This is a genomic window from Bradyrhizobium barranii subsp. barranii, assembly GCF_017565645.3.
GTDB lineage: Bacteria > Pseudomonadota > Alphaproteobacteria > Rhizobiales > Xanthobacteraceae > Bradyrhizobium > Bradyrhizobium barranii.
Genome location: NZ_CP086136.1, coordinates 622,851 through 638,827, shown reverse-complemented (window position 1 = coordinate 638,827; position 15,977 = coordinate 622,851). Strand labels below are relative to the sequence as shown.

At 62.3% G+C, this 15,977-nt stretch carries 17 protein-coding genes and 3 pseudogenes; 11 read left to right on the top strand and 9 right to left on the bottom strand.

Annotated elements, in window-relative coordinates; all coding sequences use genetic code 11:
* Positions 1–6 precede the first annotated feature (6 nt).
* Both J4G43_RS03145 and J4G43_RS03140 read left to right on the top strand, forming a co-directional pair.
* A complete protein-coding gene (locus J4G43_RS03145; RefSeq protein WP_166346626.1) occupies positions 7–963 on the top strand; it encodes a Fe-Mn family superoxide dismutase in 957 nt (318 codons plus the stop codon).
* 99 nt (positions 964–1,062) lie between these two features.
* Entirely contained in the window at positions 1,063–1,659 is a 597-nt protein-coding gene (locus J4G43_RS03140) for a 3-keto-alpha-glucoside-1,2-lyase-like domain-containing protein (protein ID WP_208083969.1), read from the top strand.
* A 22-nt stretch (positions 1,660–1,681) separates the two neighbouring features.
* Here J4G43_RS03140 and J4G43_RS03135 read toward each other — a convergent pair whose 3' ends face one another.
* From J4G43_RS03135 to J4G43_RS03125, 3 genes are read right to left on the bottom strand one after another with little or no spacing between them, the layout of a single operon-like run.
* A complete protein-coding gene (locus tag J4G43_RS03135) occupies positions 1,682–2,488 on the bottom strand; it encodes an ABC transporter permease (protein ID WP_011090794.1) in 807 nt (268 codons plus the stop codon).
* Positions 2,485–3,081: an ABC transporter ATP-binding protein gene (locus tag J4G43_RS03130; RefSeq protein WP_028150843.1), complete on the bottom strand. Its 597-nt coding sequence runs from the start codon at positions 3,079–3,081 to the stop codon at positions 2,485–2,487. Before J4G43_RS03130 ends, J4G43_RS03135 begins: the two co-directional genes overlap by 4 nt.
* Positions 3,082–3,085: 4 nt before the next feature.
* Positions 3,086–4,120, bottom strand: coding sequence for a Cj0069 family protein (locus J4G43_RS03125; protein WP_208083968.1), 1,035 nt, complete (start codon positions 4,118–4,120; stop codon positions 3,086–3,088).
* Between the two features lie 759 nt (positions 4,121–4,879).
* Between J4G43_RS03125 and J4G43_RS55830 the strand changes: the two are divergent.
* The 4 genes and pseudogenes from J4G43_RS55830 to J4G43_RS03105 form a co-directional block, all read left to right on the top strand.
* Positions 4,880–5,074: pseudogene (locus J4G43_RS55830) on the top strand (sulfurtransferase); the annotation flags it as partial.
* A gap of 95 nt (positions 5,075–5,169) precedes the next feature.
* The gene (locus J4G43_RS03115; protein WP_208083967.1) at positions 5,170–5,403 is read left to right on the top strand and encodes a hypothetical protein; all 234 of its coding nucleotides are present in this window, start codon (positions 5,170–5,172) and stop codon (positions 5,401–5,403) included.
* A gap of 14 nt (positions 5,404–5,417) precedes the next feature.
* Positions 5,418–6,320 carry a DUF1259 domain-containing protein gene (locus tag J4G43_RS03110; protein WP_028150847.1) on the top strand — a complete coding sequence of 301 codons (903 nt, stop codon included), beginning with the start codon at positions 5,418–5,420 and terminating at the stop codon, positions 6,318–6,320.
* Between the two features lie 90 nt (positions 6,321–6,410).
* Positions 6,411–6,534 (top strand): annotated as a pseudogene (locus J4G43_RS03105) (superoxide dismutase); the annotation flags it as partial.
* Positions 6,535–6,587: 53 nt separating this feature from the next.
* Here J4G43_RS03105 and J4G43_RS03100 read toward each other — a convergent pair.
* The 4 genes from J4G43_RS03100 to J4G43_RS03085 all read right to left on the bottom strand — a co-directional run bounded on the left by J4G43_RS03100 (position 6,588) and on the right by J4G43_RS03085 (position 10,672).
* On the bottom strand, positions 6,588–7,103 hold the full coding sequence (locus tag J4G43_RS03100) for a hypothetical protein (protein WP_049831787.1): 516 nt from the start codon (positions 7,101–7,103) through the stop codon (positions 6,588–6,590).
* A gap of 71 nt (positions 7,104–7,174) precedes the next feature.
* On the bottom strand, positions 7,175–8,578 hold the full coding sequence (locus J4G43_RS03095; RefSeq protein WP_208083966.1) for a TAXI family TRAP transporter solute-binding subunit: 1,404 nt from the start codon (positions 8,576–8,578) through the stop codon (positions 7,175–7,177).
* A 354-nt stretch (positions 8,579–8,932) separates the two neighbouring features.
* Positions 8,933–10,042 (bottom strand): AI-2E family transporter, encoded by a 1,110-nt coding sequence (locus tag J4G43_RS03090; RefSeq protein WP_049831796.1) that lies wholly within the window; start codon positions 10,040–10,042, stop codon positions 8,933–8,935.
* A 234-nt stretch (positions 10,043–10,276) separates the two neighbouring features.
* On the bottom strand, positions 10,277–10,672 hold the full coding sequence (locus tag J4G43_RS03085; protein ID WP_028150850.1) for a PRC-barrel domain-containing protein: 396 nt from the start codon (positions 10,670–10,672) through the stop codon (positions 10,277–10,279).
* Between the two features lie 21 nt (positions 10,673–10,693).
* On the opposite strand from J4G43_RS03085, the gene J4G43_RS03080 reads away from it, so the two are divergent.
* Positions 10,694–11,095, top strand: a complete 402-nt coding sequence (locus J4G43_RS03080; RefSeq protein WP_224517658.1) for a hypothetical protein — start codon at positions 10,694–10,696, stop codon at positions 11,093–11,095.
* Positions 11,096–11,107: 12 nt separating this feature from the next.
* Here the strand turns inward: J4G43_RS03080 and J4G43_RS03075 are convergent, their stop codons facing one another.
* Positions 11,108–11,728 carry a response regulator transcription factor gene (locus J4G43_RS03075; RefSeq protein WP_028150852.1) on the bottom strand — a complete coding sequence of 207 codons (621 nt, stop codon included), beginning with the start codon at positions 11,726–11,728 and terminating at the stop codon, positions 11,108–11,110.
* A gap of 340 nt (positions 11,729–12,068) precedes the next feature.
* On the opposite strand from J4G43_RS03075, the gene J4G43_RS03070 reads away from it, so the two are divergent.
* Positions 12,069–12,431 (top strand): nuclear transport factor 2 family protein, encoded by a 363-nt coding sequence (locus J4G43_RS03070; RefSeq protein WP_028150853.1) that lies wholly within the window; start codon positions 12,069–12,071, stop codon positions 12,429–12,431.
* A 249-nt stretch (positions 12,432–12,680) separates the two neighbouring features.
* On the opposite strand, the pseudogene J4G43_RS03065 reads toward J4G43_RS03070, so the two are convergent.
* A pseudogene (locus tag J4G43_RS03065) lies at positions 12,681–12,788 on the bottom strand (hypothetical protein); the annotation flags it as partial.
* Positions 12,789–13,588: 800 nt separating this feature from the next.
* Between J4G43_RS03065 and J4G43_RS03060 the strand changes: the two are divergent.
* The 3 genes from J4G43_RS03060 (at position 13,589) to J4G43_RS03050 (ending at position 15,813) form a co-directional block, all read left to right on the top strand.
* Positions 13,589–14,680 carry a DUF1236 domain-containing protein gene (locus tag J4G43_RS03060; RefSeq protein ID WP_028150855.1) on the top strand — a complete coding sequence of 364 codons (1,092 nt, stop codon included), beginning with the start codon at positions 13,589–13,591 and terminating at the stop codon, positions 14,678–14,680.
* Positions 14,681–14,705: 25 nt separating this feature from the next.
* On the top strand, positions 14,706–15,017 hold the full coding sequence (locus tag J4G43_RS03055; RefSeq protein ID WP_028150856.1) for a hypothetical protein: 312 nt from the start codon (positions 14,706–14,708) through the stop codon (positions 15,015–15,017).
* A gap of 322 nt (positions 15,018–15,339) precedes the next feature.
* Positions 15,340–15,813, top strand: a complete 474-nt coding sequence (locus J4G43_RS03050; protein WP_028150857.1) for a hypothetical protein — start codon at positions 15,340–15,342, stop codon at positions 15,811–15,813.
* Positions 15,814–15,977: the final 164 nt, after the last annotated feature.

Here is a 15,977-nt window from a genome sequence, read left to right as displayed (position 1 = left end):
TTTACGATGCGCTACCAACTGGCACCGCTTCACTGTCGTCCCTGGACGTTGAACGGGATCTCCGCTCGCCTCATTGAAAGCCACTACGAAAACAACTACGGCGGGGCCCTCAATCGCTTGAACATCATTTCTGAGGAGATCGAGCTCCTCGATCTCGGCGACGCCCCCAACCCGACCCTCGCCCGGCTGAAGCGCGACGAGATTGTCGCGCTCAACTCGACGCTTCTGCACGAATTGTATTTTGCGAGCCTCGGCGGCGACGGACGCGTGGTGCCGGACGACCTCGCAAGCGCCATCGCAAAGGATTTCGGATCGGTGGATCGCTGGCGCCAGGAGTTCGTCGGCATCGCGTCCGCACTGGCCGGCGGCTCGGGCTGGGTGCTGCTGACCTACGTTCCGCGCGACGGACGGCTCATCAATCAGATCGCGTCGGAACACAGTCAAAGCATCGCTGGCGGCGTCCCGATCCTCGCCCTCGATATGTACGAGCACGCTTTCCACCTGGAATTCGGCGCGAACGCCGGCGCCTACATCGCGGCCTTCATGCGCAACATCGATTGGTCCGCCGTGAAGCAGCGTTATGAGGATGCCATCAAGGTCGCGCCTCCGCGCCCGCTCGAGCAAAAGGAGTTTGGCGACGTGCCAGCGATCTCCGTTGAGGAAGTCCGGGAGATGATGAAGTCGGGGACGCCGGTTCAGATCATCGATACGCGCCCGAAGCACTACACCGCGAAAGCCCAGGACATCATGGACGGAGCCGTATGGCGCGATCCCGAACGGCTCGACGACTGGATTGGTACCCTGTCGAAGACCGAACCCGTCGTCACGTTCTGCGTCTACGGCTTCCACATCGGGTGTCAGACGGCTTCGGCACTACGCAAGGCGGGATTTGATGCCCGCTATATGGCGGGCGGACATTACGCTTGGAAGGCAATCAAGGGCCCCGTGAAACTCTTCGAGTGACCCGGTCGGCCCGATAGCGCGGGGACCAGCCCAATGCCTCACCTTCAACGCTGCAGCGCCATCATCGCAACCATGCTTTTCTTCGTTGGAGTGAGTGACATGTCGAATCATGTCATCGGCTTCGAGAGCACGCAGACGGGCGCCGCCCCCGAGGGCTGGACCTCGACCCTCACGGGATCGGGCGACCCAAAATGGACGGTCGAAAGCGACGAGACGGCGCCGTCTAGATCGAAGGTGCTCAAGCAATCCGGCCGGGCGACGTACCCGCTGCTGCTGAAGAACGACAGCAGCATCAAGGACGGCTTTGTCGAGATCAAATTCAAGGCCGTCGCGGGATCGCAGGACCGCGCCGCCGGTATCGTCTGGCGGGCAAAGGACGCGAACAACTACTACGTGACCCGGGCCAATGCCCTCGAGGACAACGTCGTTCCCTACAAGACCGTCAACGGCGTCCGAAGCCCGCTCGACATCGTCGGCCGCAAGGAAGGATACGGAACCAATGTCAAGGTTCCGGCCGACACCTGGCACAGCCTGCGTATCGACTTCAGCGGCTCGCGCTTCCGCGTCTCCTTCAATGGCAAACAACTGTTCGAGGTCGAGGATTCAACCTTCGCCGGTGCCGGCAGGATCGGACTGTGGACTAAAGCCGATAGCGTGACGCTGTTCGATCAAATCACCTACGGCGAAGCGCAATAGGCAGGGAGAATGACCGGCGCTTTTAAGCGGACTTTTCAGCGGGAATTCGATCGAGGCGTAATCGATGTCGGTGATCGGTGAGCAGGCGAGCGCCCCCCATCACTGCAGCCAGGGTTCCCAATCCTGTTCCACCGGCGATCAAGAACATGATTAAGAGCTGATATTTAACGGCGTCTACTGGTTCGACGCCCGCGAGGATTTGACCGGTCATCATCCCTGGCAAAGAAACAACGCCGATCGCCGCCATGCTGTTCATGATCGGCATGAATCCGCTTCTCAACGCGTCCCGTACTACAGGCAGCAGGGCTTGGTGTCGAGTACCGCCCAGCGCAAGACAAGCTTCTACCGCGGCTCGTTCGCGCACCAGGCTGTTCGTGAGCACGTCTAGGCCCAGGCTTATTCCGGTCATGGTGTTGCCCAGCATCATGCCCAGCAAAGGCAGCGCATAGCGCGGATGATACCAGGGATCGGGGCGTAGCTCCGTCAGGAGCGCGAACATTGTGACGGTACCGGCGGCGAGCAGCGTGCATCCGGCGCCCAGACCGTACTTCCAAACGCCCGGAAGGCGCCGCTTCTGCCGCGCGACGATCTCCCGCGAGGCGAAGAGGACCATGATCAGGGCGGCGAGAGCGGTCCAGAGCGGCGACACTGCGGCAAACAGGAAGGTCAGCACGTATCCGACGAGGACGAGCTGGACCACCATGCGCACGGTCGCAATGGCCAGTTGCTTCTCAAGCTTGAGGCGGAGAACAAGCGAGAAGACGCCGTCCATGACGACAAGGAGCGCGGGTAGGACCAGATCGCCATACGAAAGCTGGATGTAGGTCACGGCTGGCTTTCCTCGATGCCGCCGTCGGGCCTCATCGCAAAAATCCTTGACCCGATGCGGCGGGCTTGAGCGTTGTCGTGGGTGCTCCAAACGACGCTCGTTCCATCCGCAATGCGTTCGGCTATCAAGGATTCCACGGCCGTGGCGGATGCGGAGTCGAGCGCCGAGGTTGGCTCGTCCAGCAGAAGCACGCGCGATCGCAGCATGAGCGCCCGCACAAGCCCCAATCGCTGTCTCTCGCCGGTCGAAAGTCTTTGGATCGGCCAAGGTCCGCAGTTGTCCGGTAGCCCCAAGCGTGTGACCAGAGGTAGAGCATCGTCCCAGACCGCGAAGTGTTCCTGCACGATGTCGGACCACCAGCCGGGCTCGGCGGCGAGGTAGGTCACTCGCTTTCGCCAGGCGGGGGCGGGCATCGCTTCCCTCAGCGTTCCGTCCAGCTTGACCGTTCCCTCGTTGGGATCGAGATCCGCGATGGAGCGAAGCAACAAGGTCTTCCCGACCCCGGAAGGCCCTTGCAGGGCGACGCATTCGCCGTCCTGCAAGTCGAATGACACGGAGATGTGCAGGCGCTTGAGCCCGTTGACCGTCAGCATGGCGTCAAAGCTTGCGCCGCAACCGGTCGGCAACTCGCCTCGCGATCTCCGCCGGCGCCTCGCTTGGGTAAGGATGCACCGAGCTAACGTTGATCTCACCGAGCACGTAGCTGTCGCTCCCATCAGCCTGGACGGGGCCAAGCATAAAATCTGCGTCCCAGATCATGGGCAGGTCGTCTCGCCCAATATCCAGCAACGAGATTAGCTGGGGCGTCCACTCGTCCTCCATCAACCGACGCAGCCGCTGGAAGCGCGGGTCCGCGTTGGACGAATAGAGCCGTGGGCCAGCCTCGGAACGCGCGGCCGGCGAGTCGACCAAAGCTTTGACTTTGTGGTGGCCGAAGCCCGCGCAGCGATCGCCGGCCATGTAGCAGCGGACCACGCCCTCGTTCAGGCGAGGCTGGAACGCCTGGTCGGTCACGCTGCCGTTCTCGAAATACTCCACGCAGCGACGGAGAAAGTCATCCAGCGTCAGTTCCTCGGGCGTGTCCTTAGTCGCGTCCAGGACCTTGATCATAGAGGATGTCGGCAGCTTCTCGACCTTCCAGACGCCTTGGCCCCCGTTGCCCCGGTTGCGTTTGATCACGCGCGGACCGGCAGCGAGCCGGATCGGCAGCTCGGCGCGCATCGCCGCAACGGTTTGATACAGCGCCGTGTCTGATCCGCAACCCATCGAGCGGGTGCGATAAAGAACCTCCTTGGTGCCCATCTTGAGAATGACGTCTGGATGAGCGCTCACCCACACGCCCTGCGCGGCGACGTCGCGCAGCAGCGCATCGAGACCGGCGCGATTTCGGCCGTCTTGAACCGGGTTGACCCAGACGAGCACGCCGTCCACTGCGAGAAGTTGTTCGCGGACGGCGTCAGCGAAGCTTTCGTCGTAGATCGCGGGGCGCCCTTCGACGCCGACGGCGGCAAGTGCTTCGAAGACGTCGACGAAGCGGCCGTTTTTCGAGGTGGCATCTCGACGTGCGACGGCGTCTCCTCGCGAAAGGATGGCGACTGTACGTCGAGGAGAGGGTTGTCGTTCGGTATCCATGCGCAAGCTCCACGTGTTGCGTGCTGCGCAGAACTTGGACCGAAGTCTCGCCGGGAGTCTGCTTGATCCCGCCCGGGGCAGTCTACGTGAACTCCTTCGGACGTTTCAAGATCGTAGCAATAGAGCTACCAACCTCATACCAGGCCCCCGGTCCATCGGGACTCGAAGCCATTCCAATGAGGAACCTTGACTGGCTCAACAACGCTTGTCGCCCCCGTCGAACGTGGGGGCTTTGAAAGATACCGACCGACCATAACGAGGCAGGGAAGTTCCGGAGCCTAAGCCTTCGCGTCTGGAGGAAGCCGTCAAGATCATCGAAGAGTATGCGAGCGATCTCCGGAAAATCATCAAGAAGATAGTCGGCGGTTCCATTGAAGCTCAACGTGGCGCCAAAGCGTCGGCTTAGTTCCTAGGATGAAATCTCCGTGACGTCCGTCTGATGATTTCTTGGAATCCTTCGCCATACCCAGGTTGACAGCCGCTCCATCCGGGCTTCTATTCGCGCTACGGGGATGTGCGATCTCCCCGAGAGGCGCCATGCCCAAGAATCGCGTCCTGATCTACCAAGGGCGCAGCATGTCAGCATCGTACACCTCCATTTCACCCGACAAACTGTCGATTGATAGGCACGGCGGTCGATGTGCGCATCGACGAGGACTTTTCGGCCGACCCGCGCCTGATTCCTGGCACCGTGCGGCGCTCGCATCTCGACGTCTAGGATTGGGCGTCCCGCCTAATGGGCCAAGTCCGTCGTCGTGGTCTGCCACAAGAGCAAGAAGCTCAGCGAAGGCGCCGCGGCCTGGCTGCGGTGCGGCAAGGTCGCTGCCGAGATCCTCGAAGGTGCGAATGTTCGACGACGACCTCGAGCAGTTGAACGTCGGTTTCCTGCTCTACGACGCGTTCTACCGATGGTGCCGCGACGGGACCAAGGAGGCTCACAACTGGCCGATCCCTCATTCGGCAAACATCTCCGTCACGACGACGGTTCAAGGTCAGGTGAGGCCGGAGGCAGGACGACTTCTGGGGCGGGGACAACCGGGAGATGAGACATGCGAAAATCGACGATTCATCGGGCAGCGCTCTTCGTTGCGCTTGCGGCAGGGCTCTCCCCCGCCCACGCCCTGACCCAAGAAGAGCTGGTCGCCAAGATCCAGGCTGCCGGCTACTCGCAGGTGAAAGACGTCAAGTCCACGGCCGAAGGAACCACCGCCAAGGCAGTGAAGGACGGCAAGCCGGTGACGCTCATCATCGACAACAGCGGCCAGATCAAAGAACGTTACTGACGTGGAGGAGCACGATGAAACGCACAGTCTGGCCCCTGGCCGTGATCGGCATCGCTCTCGCCTACCTGCCCTTCGTCTACATGGCACGCGCGCAAGCTATCGATTGGCAAAAGGTCGACGAGACCCTCGGCAGGAAGGCAGCGGTCTCCGACGACGTACATCGCTACGGCTTCCCGCGCAGCGACCTATCGGTGAGCTTGGACGGCGTGACGATCAAGCCGTCGCTGGCACTGGGCGGCTGGGTCGCGTTTAAGCCCGGACACGGCGGCGCGATGGTCATGGGCGACCTTGTTCTGCTCGAGACCGAGATCAATCCGGTGATGGCGAAGATGATCGCGAACGGCCTCGAGATTACCGCCGTGCACAACCATCTGCTGCGGGCGAGTCCGGCGACGTTCTACATGCACGTCGCCGGGCACGGCGACCCCGTCAAGCTGTCCTCGGCGATCCACGATGCGTTGGCCGAGAGCAAGACGCCGTTGACCGTCGGGGCGCCGGCGAGCCCGCCGCCGGCCGTCGATCTCGACACGGCGAAGCTCGACCAGATCATCGGCGTCAAAGGCCAGGCAAACGGCGGCGTCTACCAGTTCAACGTGAAGCGGCGGGACCCGATCACGCAAGAGGGCATGCCATTGACTCCCGTCGGTCCTATGGGTGTGGCGATCGGCATCAATTTCCAGCCCACCGGCGGCGGGAGGGCCGCCATCACGGGCGACTTCGTGTTGACCGGCGAGGAGGTCAACCCGGTCATTTTGGCGCTGCGGGCGCACGGCATCGAGGTGACCGCGCTGCACAGTCACATGCTCGATGAGCAGCCGAGGTTGTTCTTCATGCATTTCTGGGCGAACGACGACGCCGTGAAGCTTGCCGAGGGTCTGCGCGCGGCCCTCGACAAGACTGCCAGCACGAAGGGTTAAGCCAAAGATCGACCGAAGGAACCGCCTGTTTCTTTACGAAAGCAGGCCGTTGCCGTTCGATCCGAACTCGATCAGCGGCATCTCGGAAACAAGGTGGAGGGCGGAGGATCGGGATGGGTGATCCTTTCCTCCTCGCCGCGCGACCGGCGGCTCATCAACCAGTGGGCCAGCCGATCATACGACGACGCTCGCGGAAGGCCGCCCGGTGCTTCTTGAGCGACTGCTCCCAAACCGACGACCGCCCCGCTCGTCGCGGTGAGGCGCCGCCTACTTGAGCCGCCTCGCCCCGGCAGAACGGAATTGGGATTGCAGTCTCGACTTCAGATTCCCGAGCAGCTCCAGAGCTTCAGAGAGCATTCGGCGAGACGTCCGCCATGCCGCGGAGGACTCCAGATAATCCATCATTGGTCGCCAATATCCGTACCCCCAAGCGAAGAGAGGGATCGACAGTAGTTTCTTCTTGTTCAGATGAAAAAGTCTTTCGACGACGGTCAACTTCAGGACTTCCGCGGCAATGAAGACGATCGCTCCCGGGAGAAAATGGCCCGTACCGAGCAGATAGGCACTGAGGGGCTTGGCTGGCTCCAATATGACGACGGGCACCGCAAATAGGGCGAAGGACTGATAGGGCCCCAACGACGTTACCCAACGCCGAACCCGTTCCAGCAGCCTCTTTTTGCTGAGCCAAGCGGCGATCGGTCCCGTGACGGCCGAGAACAGCGCATCGACGGTGAAATAGACGGTAGCGATACCGAAGATTGGTATAGTCCAGAAGCGCGCCATTTGATCCTCCGACCTGAGAAGGCAAGGCGCACGAAGCCAAGACGTTCCGCGAGGAGTCCTGCCGGGGGCGCCTACCGGCGAGAGGCAAGGGTTGGACCCGGAGATTTTGCCTGATCGGCGGGGTCGCTCTGCAGCGTCGTTCGCCGTTCGGCGACGGCATGATCGAACAGTTCAAGAACCAGTCCGAATGCGGTCAGGTCATCTTGTTCGATCGCTCCATCATCGTAGCACTTCAGGGTTTCGCCGATAATCGCGTCGACTTCCTGTTGCGATGTTAGAATGTCCTGTTCCGACCCGGCATTGCGAAGCTCCGAGACCACGGCGAGAATCCGGTTGCGATGGCTGGTGGTGTCGTCCCGGTCGTCCCGATTCAGATAGCGACGCAGCCAGGCGGCGGCCGAACCGATCCCGGAAAGAAGAAGCAAGGCAAACCAGAAGTAGTCGCTGTACTTGTCCAGAAAGGTCCGCTCGGTCCCGTTAATGACCGCCGCGGCGCCCCGATGCACGGAGGGCTCCGCCTCCTTCTCCGTCTCGGGCTTCGTGATGTGCGCGGCGCCGGCGGCACGTTGCGCGATCGAGTCGCGAACAGCGAAAAGCTGCCGGTAGAAGGCCGCCGCCTTTGCTTCTGAAAGTTCTTTTCTGGCAAGGATGAGATGGTTGACGCTGATGGTGTCGACCTTGTCCTCAGGCCAGACCGGTTTCGCGTTGAAGACACTGCCCGGAATTTCCTCGGCTTCGTAGCGGGCGTTCTTCAGAGCGATCGCCTCGGATGCTTCGACCGGAAGGAACTTCGGAGCTCCGCTTGATCGCGAAGTCGCCGCGATCGCGGCGGCAGTGATCTTGCTGTCGAGCGGGCCGACGGCGAGATAGGCGTCGAGGGTGGCGTCTTGCGCAAGTTTTTCGATATCTTCGGTCCCGAATTGGACCGTCGCTACCTTGTCCGGCTCGACTCCGGAGCCCACCAGAATCGTCCGCAGGAGTGCAAGGTTAGCTCCGGTCCGTCCTATAATGCCGACTTTGCGACCCGCCAGATCGGCGATTTCTCCGATTCTGCCGGTGGCCTTTTTGGAGTTTTTGCCCGGTCTCCCGGAGGGCGACCAAAGTACGACGTAGTTCTTCCGCAGGACGGCCAGTGTCTGCGCGTCGGCAGGCATGCCAAGGTCGCCGCGACCGATTGCCAGGTCGGCTTTGCCGACGCCCAGCAAAGCCAAGGATTCGGCCGCTCCTTCCGTCGTGATGGGCGAAAGCTTGACCATCCTGCTTTCCTCTTCGAAAGCCTCGGCCATCGCTTGGACCACCTGATGATCGTCGCTGCCTGAGGGTCCGACGGCGATCCGGAGGGTCTCGGGCTGCAAGACGTAGAAGAGGGCGGCCGCTGCGGCACCGAAAACAACAAATCCCAAAGCCAGAACGATCAATAGCCTTCGTTGGCGTCGATCGTGAGCATTCCTGACTGAGTAATCGGACGGTGACATCAGCAGAACCTACGCGAACAAAACGCTGCTTGGGAGCTCCAGGTTCGCCGCTGAGAACTTGGGCGAACCAGCGTCCGACCGGAATGTTCCGTACGCGCGACAACGAGGTCACGAAGGGCCGGGATTCGACTGCGAAAGAATCCCTCTTCGCGCGCCGATGGCGAGCCGGCCTTCGGCGATGAGCACGTCAAGAGGGGAGGACGAGGGCCGCTAGACTGTCGGCGGCCCGAGAATAGGCTTTTGCCCGGCAGCGATTCCCCTCGCCTTCAGAACCCATAAGCAATCTTACCAAGCTGGCGCCGGACGTGGGCCGCGGCCGTATGCCGTCGCCACGCAGAGATACCGCTGCTCCGACTAGTCGAACTGTGTCGCCGCGACGGGTCGGAAGACCCATTCACGCCACACCGTCAACAGGGCCGCCATGACGACCGGCCCGAGGAATAGGCCGATGAGTCCGAAGGCTGCCAGGCCGCCGAAGATGCCGACGAAAGCGAACAGAAAGGGCAAGCGAGCCGAGCCACCTACCAGCACGGGCCATACAAAATGATCACCGGCGAGCATGATCACCGCTCCCCAGCAGAAGACGCCCGCCGCCGCGGCCTCGTTTCCGTTCGATATCAAGGTCAGCGCCGCCGCAGAAAATGCCGCCCAGGCACCGAAAGGGAGCATCGCGAAAGCGGTAGTGAATATGGTGAACATGACGGCGTTCGGCACGCCCGCAACGAGATAACCGACGCCAATCAACAGCCCTTCGCCGACCGCGACCACGACGGTGCCGTTCACCGTGCCGCGGATGGAATCGACAATTTTCTCGACGACGCCTTCGCCGGGATGGCCAAGGATTCTTTCGCTCGTTTCCAGGAATCGGCTCGCGACGGATCGGCCGTTGCTGAGCAGGACGAAGAGCGCGACCAGGGAAAAGAGCAGCATGAACATGCGATGCAGCAACTGGCCTCCCAAACTATTGAAGAGATCCGACGCGCTATCGGCGCTGATCGCTTTCAACCAGCCGGTCGCCGCCTGCGGATCCGAAAGGTTGGCGCGCCACCACTGCTGCGCGATCTCCGCCGCAATCGGCAGGCGGGCGATCCAATCCGGCACCTCGATGCCGCTCTCGCGGGCCTTCTTTAGCCAAGCCGCGATCTCCCCGCTCTGCTGTGCGACCTGATAGATCGCAAGAGCCATCGGCGTGAACAGGATGACGGCAACGAAGCAGGTGAATGCGAACGCGCTCCAGCCGGACGGGCCCGACATCACGCGATTTGCGAATGCTACGTACAGGGGCCACAGAGCAATGGCCAGTATGGTTGCCCATATCAACGCGGAGAGGAAGCCCGCCGCGGTCCAAAGGGAGAGTGCGACGATCGCCAGAGCGAACACGACGCGCGCATTCTTGCGTGCGTCCGATCCAAGCGGCAACGGCTTATGCCCCGGTTTCGCCCGGGCCTTCTCCTTGGAATCCACCGATCCGGATTCGTCCGGCTTCTTTCGACTCACGCTCGGATTTGCTCGTCCCACGTTTCCCTACATCGCTGGTTGCGCCGAGAAGCGGAAAGCGCCTCGCCGGAATCGGATTACCTGGGTCGGTAGATGGCGTGGAAGCGGAGGGTTGCAGGGTGCGCCAATGCGTCGAGGCACCCCTCCAGATCGGAGAGCGAGCCTCAAAGTCCGGCTCGCTCTCTGTGACGAACCAACTGACTATTTCTTTTCCGGCACCCAGGTCGTGCTGGCTCGATCGTACTTGAAACCAGGGGCGCCCTTCAGGCCGTCCTTGGTTTCGTCGAGGGTCAGCCACCACTTGTCGTTCTTTTTGGCGGTCTTGACCGCGGTGAACGGCACGATGACATCCTTCTCGCCGGCGCCGAGAAATCCGCCAACCCCGATCACCAGTCCGGTGATCTTGCCCGCCTTGTCGACGAGGACGTCGTCGATATCGCCGATTTTGCTCTCCTTAGGGTCGTAAACGGCCTGCTTGTAGTAGTTCGTCACCGTCCAACTTTCGGTCGGCGCCGCGGTCAGCACAGCGGTCGCGGCGACTGCACTGGTTGCCATCGTTGCAGCCAGCAGACATCCGATTGCGAGACCTTTCTTCATACCCGAACTCCTCGATCCATAATGATCCGATCCAACGGGATAAAGTGGCAAATGTTCCGACGATGGAACGTCGCCGTTCGTTGCGCCGTTGAAGTAGGCCGGGAGCTGCTGATGAGCCTCAGACAACGGATCGAAAATCTCGGACCCTACCAATCGCTGCTTTTGTTGGCGGTGCCGACGGCGACGGTAGAGCCATTGAAACTGGTCGCAGTCGCGGTTGCCGGCGAAGGTCACTGGATCGCGGGCACGGTCATGATCGCGGCGTGCTATCTGCTCAGCCTCGTTCTGGTCGAACGGCTCTTCGTCATAGTCAAGCCGAAGCTGCTGACCATTCCGTGGTTCGCGACGCTTTGGGCGACGGTCCTCGCTGTGCGCGCATGGATCGCCTCGTCGTTCCGACGGCTTCGTGAAGGGACGAGTTGAGTCGCGGCTTCGTCAGCTCAGGTCGATCTCGACCGCAATCCGGACGAGGTCCGAGTGGCTCTTGGCGCCCAGCTTGGTCTTGAGCGCCGAGGTGATGTTTGCGACCGTCTTGTAGGAGATCCCGAGTTCGGCTGCGACTTCCGATATCCGGTCGCCCCGCCCCAACAGCCGCAATATTTCGAGCTCGCGTGCGCTCATCTGGGTCAAGGGGCTGGCCTTGATCGCCGCGCCCGCGAAGGTCGTCGCTTCGGCGAGGCGTGGCGAGACGAAGCGCTCACCCGCCGCGACCTTCCGGATCGCCTTTGCCAGGATCCTGGGATCATCGCTCTTTGACACGTATCCTTGGATGCCCATTTCGACGGCGCGCGCCACGAAGGCCGGATCGTCGCTCACGCTAAGCATAACAATCCGTGCGGCCGGGTCGTCCTTGCGGATCCGGCGCGTCAGTTCGAAACCCGTCAGGTCGGGGAGCCTGACGTCCACAACGGTCACGTCGGGGTGCTTGTGAAGGTAAGCGCGATGGCCCGCCTTCGCATCCGAGGCCTCGTCGATCTCGACGGAGGGGTCGGATGCGAACAGGGCGCGGCACCCCGATACGATCACAGGATGGTCGTCGACGATCAGCACCCGCATGATCGATTTTCCTTACTCTTCACCTGAGTTTCCTCGATTTGTACGACAGGAACGTCGCGTGGGCGTACATGGTTCGAAATCGACCGATAAAAGGACGGCGCCAGATCGAAGCGACACCGTCTTGCAAGCTCCGAATTTCTTCCTTCCGGGAGAGAGCGACCGTCGTGGCGGAGTCGAGCTTTCGCGCGATAACGGACGCACGAACGAGCGTTGCTATCTTCCGTCTCGAGCCAGCAGATCGAAAGATCCTAAACGGGAGCAGAACCGGCGGTTCATGCAGCGTTCAACGCGCCCGGCCTAAGCAAACCGCGCCACCGGGGACAAGTGCGCGAGGTGGAACATGTCTGGTTCGGGTGAGTTCGATTCCATCGGGATCGTAATCGATTGGCTTGATGCATGCCGCCAGCGACGCCTGGCGGATCTTTTGGAACTCTACGCCAATCGGGCGACGCTCGATTGCTGCGACGGCGGACGTTTCGTTGGCCGAAGCGGCCTGCTTCGCTATTGGCCCGGCAAGCTGCAGGCCGCGACGCCCTCGGCCTTCGAGCTCCACGAGGTGCTTCCCGAGGGTGATTGCGTCATCCTGGACTACGGGAATTACGACGGCACCAGCGTGCGGACAAAATTCTGGTTCGACGATGTCGGACGGATCAGCAGGACGCGCTGCATGCCCCTTGGCGGCCTTGGCTCCAGGGCTGCGTAGCTGCCGGACGTCTAGGACGCAGGCTACGGAGGAGAGGTCGCCGATTTCGGCGAGCCTCTCCACCGTCACGGCTGCGATCAGTGCATGTGACCGATGAGGTAGATGCCGCCGCCGACGAAAAGGACGGCCGGCACGGCCCACAGAATGAGGACGGGCATGTTCGTCTCCTTCAATTGCTGTGGTTAGTTGGAGGAGCAGACCTTGATGGTCTTCATCCCGGCTTCGGCTTCCGTGCGGGTCTTGCGCCAGCGCCTGAACGGTAGCGAGGCTGTTCTTGATCCGATGCTCGAGTTCCCGGACAAGAATTCGCTGCTCGGTCGCGGACCGTCTCGCGAGCTCGTCGCCGCTGGCGACCACCGCGGTCTACCCGCCCCCCTTGCGACCTACAGTGAAGTCGTGTCGGCAAATCACGTCGAGAACGTCCCGAGGTCAGCAACCGTCAAAGCAGTGCTACACATCGAGGTTGCGCCGCGCAGCGGCCGCGAAGCGAACGTCTTCGGCGCAATAAGCCGATCAATCTCGCCCCGTTTCCAGCCGATCCGGGCCGCAACCTTGTTCGACTTTGCGCGTTCGCTTGGACGAAACCTGGAGGGGCCCATGTCAGCCAAGCTGCGATTCTTTCTTGCCGGCGCGGCAACGGCCATCGCCATCATCGCCGTTGGTTTCGGAGGCGGCGCGCTGTTCGCAAGTTCGGCATCGAAGCAGGTAAGACCGGCCCGCATCGAACATCAGGCGACCGCGCCCACGCCCGCAGTGCGCGTCGCTCTTCCCGCAACATCCGAGCCCGTCGCTCCAACGCCGGTCCTCGCGGTCGACCTCTCTCAGGAGAAGGCGCAGCAGACGCAGCTTGCGCCGCAGGCTCAATCGGAAGCGCAGACGGAGGAACGTCCGAAGACAAGGCGGGAGTTGCGCGAGGAGCGCCGGAAACTGCGAGTGGAGCGCCGCGCGGAGGGGCGGGAGAGGCGACATCATCGCAAGGCTTCTCAGCAGCAGGAAGCGAGCCGGAATGGCGAGATCCCGCCTCAGTAGGGACGTCGCCAGCAACCCCGGCCGACAGCTCCAAGGGTTCCCTCCTGATAAATGCCACTTTTTCCCGATCTCAGGAACGATTGTCCGGACGTGCGGTTGGTGTGCGCTTTTTTTGTTGGAGACACACCATGATCAAACGCCAGTTGATGACCACGACCGCAGCCATTCTGATTTCGACCGCAGCTTTCGCGCAGAACAATTCGAAGGACGTCCCGAGCGCGAGCCCCTCGGCGCAGCAGACCGAAAAATCCACGTCGACACCACCGACATCCAATCCCTCGACCACGACGTCGACGCAGTCGCAGGCCTCGCCTCCGTCCGTCTCGACCCAGACCCCGTCCGCGTCGACGACTACTCAGGCGCAGCAAAACACCGCCACCGACAGCAGCCGCACCAATCAGAACTCGACGGGCACGAACGGCGTCAGCACCAACACGTCGACGGGCGCTCAGCAGCCGGCTACGGCCAGCCAGACCCAGTCCGGCCAGCCGACGGCCAACCAGCAGCAGTCGACCAATCCGGCGCCGTCCACAGGCACAAACCAGGCCCAACAGACGCCGGCCCCGGGCAATTCGTCGAACCCCTCCGCGCAGCGGCAGGACACCCAGCAGAATGCGGCCGGGCGAACCGGGTCGGATCGGACCAATGTTTCGATCCAACTCAACGACACGCAGCGGACCCGCGTCAGCGAATCCGTCTCGCACCTGAACGTGCAGCCTCTCACCAACGTCAATTTCTCGGTGTCGGTGGGTACGGCCATTCCGCGCGACGTGCGCCTTCAGCCACTTCCCGCCGACGTCATCGAAATCGTTCCGCAGTACAGGGGCTACAACTTCGTCCTGGTCCGCGACGAGATCGTGATCGTCGATCCCTCGAGCTATCAGATCGTCGCCACCATGCCCTACTCGGGACGATCGACGGCGGCCGCGCCGGCACCACGCGAGCAGCGCAAGGTGACCTTCAGCGACCGCGATCGTGAGACCGTACGCAAGCACGTGCGGGCGGCGCCGGCCGAACGGCGGACGACGACGACGGGAAGCACGGTGCGGACTGAGATCCGCAGAGGCGAACGCGTGCCCGACAGCGTCGAGATCGAAGCCTTCCCGGAGGACGTCTATCGCGATGCCCCGACGCTGCGGGAGTACCGCTACATCCACCGCGACAATCGCACCTACATCGTCGAGCCGCAGGAGCGGCGCGTGATCGAAGAAATCGACTAACGACAACCGATAGGAGGAGAGAACGATGAAGACCATTCTGCTCGCAGCCGCCGCCGTGGCATCGCTCGCGACTGCTGCTTCGGCCGCGCCGCTCAACCCCGGCGGGCTGGCCACCGTGGAGAAGGCAAACGTAGAACAGGTTCGCCTGGTCTGCGACGAATACGGCCGTTGCTTCCGGACGCGCGGTCCCCGCTACGTCCAGCGCTACTACGACGACGACGCCTACGTCGCGCGCCGCAGCTACGGCTACTACGGTGGACCGGGCTACTACGACCGCGGCTACGGCTACTCCAGCGGGCCGAGCATCGGCTTCAGCTTCGGCACCCGCGGCTGGTAATAAACGAGACCTCGACGGAGGGGCTGCCGCTCGGGCGGCTCCTCTCGTTTTATCCTACATCGAGGCGCTTAGTAACTTCACACCTTCCACCGCCAAAGCCTCAGCGCTCCGGCCGTCCCGGCCGATCGCTCTTAGCCGGACCGCGTTAGTGCCGCGTGGCGCACATCGTCATCCTTCGCCGCCGGGTTGATCATCGTATAGGCTTCCCGCGCACGGGCTGTCGCGGCGCTGCTTCGGCGAGCATCGGCATCGCTACTGGTCTGAGCGAAAATTGCCACTGTTTCCTGGATTGTCAAACGGACTTTGCCCGTGAGGGCACCGCATGGAAGGAACGATTGCCGAAATTTCCCGTTGTGACGTGGAGTTCGAAGTCGGGCTCGATCAGCGGGGGGTCATGCCGGTCGCCAGATATTTCGTTTTCGTCGGCAGCGTGCTTTTCGGTCTGCTCTTGGCAGCCGACCGATATCTGCCCGCGCCCGCCGGGCGCTCGTCCGCGATCGACGTAGACCGAAGCATCATCCGGATCCGCTCAGCGCGAAACCTCCCTGAAAAGATCGTCTTCGACACGGCGAGCGCGCTCGTGGCGACGGCTTCCGGTCCGGCCGAGGTCGAGCAGCGTGAAGATCCGCGGCACGCACTCGCGATGATGCCGCGAGATAGTCAGGCCGTGAAACCTGCGACGACCCCAATGGGTCGCGTCGCCGAGCGCCGCGCTTCCCGTCTGCATCGTGCGTTCCGAAAGCCGGCTGAACCAAGGGTGGCGATGGATCGTCACGAATTATTCGGCGGATGGTAGTCCGAAGCAAAGCTCGATCATGCAGGCATGCCCGGCCCCGCATCCCGAAGTCGAACGGGACGACCGCAAACTGCATCAGGATCGCGCTCAGCCGGGGCGGGGCGGCGAACCTAGACCGGCCAATGGCTCGCCGAAGACATTTTTGGATGCGTCTTCAAAACGTC

Bases quoted from the DNA above. Each gene is read 5' to 3' on its own strand.
- J4G43_RS03145 (WP_166346626.1), top strand. From the start codon at position 7: ATGCGCTACCAACTGGCACCGCTTCACTGTCGTCCCTGGACGTTGAAC.
- J4G43_RS03140 (WP_208083969.1), top strand. From the start codon at position 1,063: ATGTCGAATCATGTCATCGGCTTCGAGAGCACGCAGACGGGCGCCGCC.
- J4G43_RS03130 (WP_028150843.1), bottom strand. From the start codon at position 3,081: ATGCTGACGGTCAACGGGCTCAAGCGCCTGCACATCTCCGTGTCATTC.
- J4G43_RS03125 (WP_208083968.1), bottom strand. From the start codon at position 4,120: ATGGATACCGAACGACAACCCTCTCCTCGACGTACAGTCGCCATCCTT.
- J4G43_RS03115 (WP_208083967.1), top strand. From the start codon at position 5,170: ATGCGAAAATCGACGATTCATCGGGCAGCGCTCTTCGTTGCGCTTGCG.
- J4G43_RS03110 (WP_028150847.1), top strand. From the start codon at position 5,418: ATGAAACGCACAGTCTGGCCCCTGGCCGTGATCGGCATCGCTCTCGCC.
- J4G43_RS03100 (WP_049831787.1), bottom strand. From the start codon at position 7,103: ATGGCGCGCTTCTGGACTATACCAATCTTCGGTATCGCTACCGTCTAT.
- J4G43_RS03095 (WP_208083966.1), bottom strand. From the start codon at position 8,578: ATGTCACCGTCCGATTACTCAGTCAGGAATGCTCACGATCGACGCCAA.
- J4G43_RS03085 (WP_028150850.1), bottom strand. From the start codon at position 10,672: ATGAAGAAAGGTCTCGCAATCGGATGTCTGCTGGCTGCAACGATGGCA.
- J4G43_RS03080 (WP_224517658.1), top strand. From the start codon at position 10,694: ATGATCCGATCCAACGGGATAAAGTGGCAAATGTTCCGACGATGGAAC.
- J4G43_RS03075 (WP_028150852.1), bottom strand. From the start codon at position 11,728: ATGCGGGTGCTGATCGTCGACGACCATCCTGTGATCGTATCGGGGTGC.
- J4G43_RS03070 (WP_028150853.1), top strand. From the start codon at position 12,069: ATGTCTGGTTCGGGTGAGTTCGATTCCATCGGGATCGTAATCGATTGG.
- J4G43_RS03060 (WP_028150855.1), top strand. From the start codon at position 13,589: ATGATCAAACGCCAGTTGATGACCACGACCGCAGCCATTCTGATTTCG.
- J4G43_RS03055 (WP_028150856.1), top strand. From the start codon at position 14,706: ATGAAGACCATTCTGCTCGCAGCCGCCGCCGTGGCATCGCTCGCGACT.
- J4G43_RS03050 (WP_028150857.1), top strand. From the start codon at position 15,340: ATGGAAGGAACGATTGCCGAAATTTCCCGTTGTGACGTGGAGTTCGAA.